This is a genomic window from Pelovirga terrestris, assembly GCF_014773365.1.
Taxonomy (GTDB): domain Bacteria; phylum Desulfobacterota; class Desulfuromonadia; order Desulfuromonadales; family Geopsychrobacteraceae; genus Pelovirga; species Pelovirga terrestris.
Window position 1 is genome coordinate 1 of sequence record NZ_JACWUN010000034.1, and the last position, 1,864, is coordinate 1,864.

The 1,864-nt window shown below is 53.2% G+C and carries 1 protein-coding gene; it reads right to left on the bottom strand.

What is annotated here, in order from left to right; translation table 11 throughout:
- On the bottom strand, positions 1 to 1,729 hold a 1,729-nt coding region (locus ICT70_RS15135; protein WP_475598346.1), incomplete at its 3' end, for a hypothetical protein.
- Positions 1,730 to 1,864 lie beyond the last annotated feature (135 nt).

Below are 1,864 nucleotides of genomic sequence, written 5' to 3' on the forward strand. Positions count from 1 at the left end.
GGGTATCGATGTTGCCGCTGGTGGTGTCGTAATCGTTGATGGTATCCTGCCCCCAGCCTTTATCGAACAGGTAGGTGTCGTTACCGCGTCCACCGTTCAGCAGGTCATTGCCGGCACCGCCAATCAGCAGATCATTACCGCTGCCACCATTGAGGGTGTCGTTGCCTTCGCCACCGACAAGAAGGTCATTCCCAGCTGTGCCTTGCAGGGTGCCGGAATTATGGATGAGGGCATCTATATTTTGAAACCAAACGGGATAAATCTCGCTGCTTTCCCAACCTAAAGGCGCCAGTGTTTTCCCGACAAATTGATCAAATTCGAATAATCCAATCGCAACATCTTCAAGCTTGCCCATCTGTTGGTATTCGCTGAGCATACTGTTCATGGCGCTGAAGTCGAATTCAAAACCTTCAGCACCGATTGATAGCTCGACAGCATCGATGTACGGCTTGAAATGCGATTGCAGCATTAAATCGCCATGCAGCGATCGCTGAAGATCTCCAAAAGCCTGCTCAAGCAAAGCCGCTGCCTGGGTTCGAGGATTGGGCGACCCCCACTGTAAAAAGTCCTCTCCCAAGAACGCTTCGAGCACAGCAACCTTTCTCGCATCAATCAGACCACCCCGGCTACCGGGATCCAGATCGGTGACCCCAACCCACTCGTAGAGGATTGCTGTCATCAAGGTCCCGTGAGCACTGCGGTCGGTCTCCTTCATGAACTGTTCCACCAGCGCCCGCAACTGACCACTCTCATCCCGTGCCATGGCCTGATGCAAGCTGTACACATAACCGAAAGCCTGAAGTTCGGGAAGCGCCGCGATGTCATCCGACACCTTGATATAGTCGAGCGCGCGGGTGCGGGCATTGTCGACAGCAAACCAGACGTCGGTAGCGGTGCCGACTGAACCGTCAGCCCAGATGAAGCTGCCCACCTGTTTGTGGGCGTTACCGTGCTCATCAACATAGGTTGAATTGGTGTAGCTGAGACTGATCGACATAATACCCAGTTCATCCAGGGTGACCAGCTCACCCTCATCGGTCAGTCCGTCCTGCGACTGATCGCGCCACACCTTCAGTTCGGGCCAGATAGCGTCATTGGCATCAATCACGCCGTCGCCGTTGCTGTCATGCTCAGCCAGAGCAGCAAAACCGTTGACCGCGCTCAGACCGTTGACCAGCACCGTATTGTCGCCGAACATTTCCTGTCCACTGTCAATGACCCCATTGCCGTTTCGATCCCACACCAGCAGACCATCATTCGCCCCCACCCAACCGGTCAGCTGGGCAAAGCCATTGCCGTCATGGTCAAATTGCACCCCGGCGTCAAAACCAACCGTGTTGATACCGTTGCCGTCAAGGTCGAGGATGATGGGAGAAGCCTGAAGTTGTGCTGAGTCAAAGCTCTGTTGGAGGCTGTCGATGAGGGCTTTCCTGCTGTGCTGGTTGAGGTAATAATAGATCGCAAGGGCTGGATTCATCCTTGCAATGAGCGGTTCCAACCAATCCGGGATCGGGCCCATCGACGAAATGGGGGTATCATAACTGGTTCCGATTTGTTTGCCGACCTTGTTGATGAAATCGAAATTGGCATTGTAATTCACAATATTTTCAAATGTTTGGCCAGCAAGATCCCCGAAGGTGTAAGGGTTGTTTTCCAGGATACTTTTTACGCCCGGCGCATTATAGGTGTAGGTCACCGCTCCGGTCACCGCACCAACCAGTTGTGCCAAGGCGCCGCCTAGTGTCCCGTGCGGTTAGTTCTTTTGCTTAAATTGAAGTTGTGCTATAGTTTCAAACATGGCACGCACTCATGAAAAATACGAATTAACAGCGCAAGACCGACAAGCTCTCGAAGCCTTGCTTCG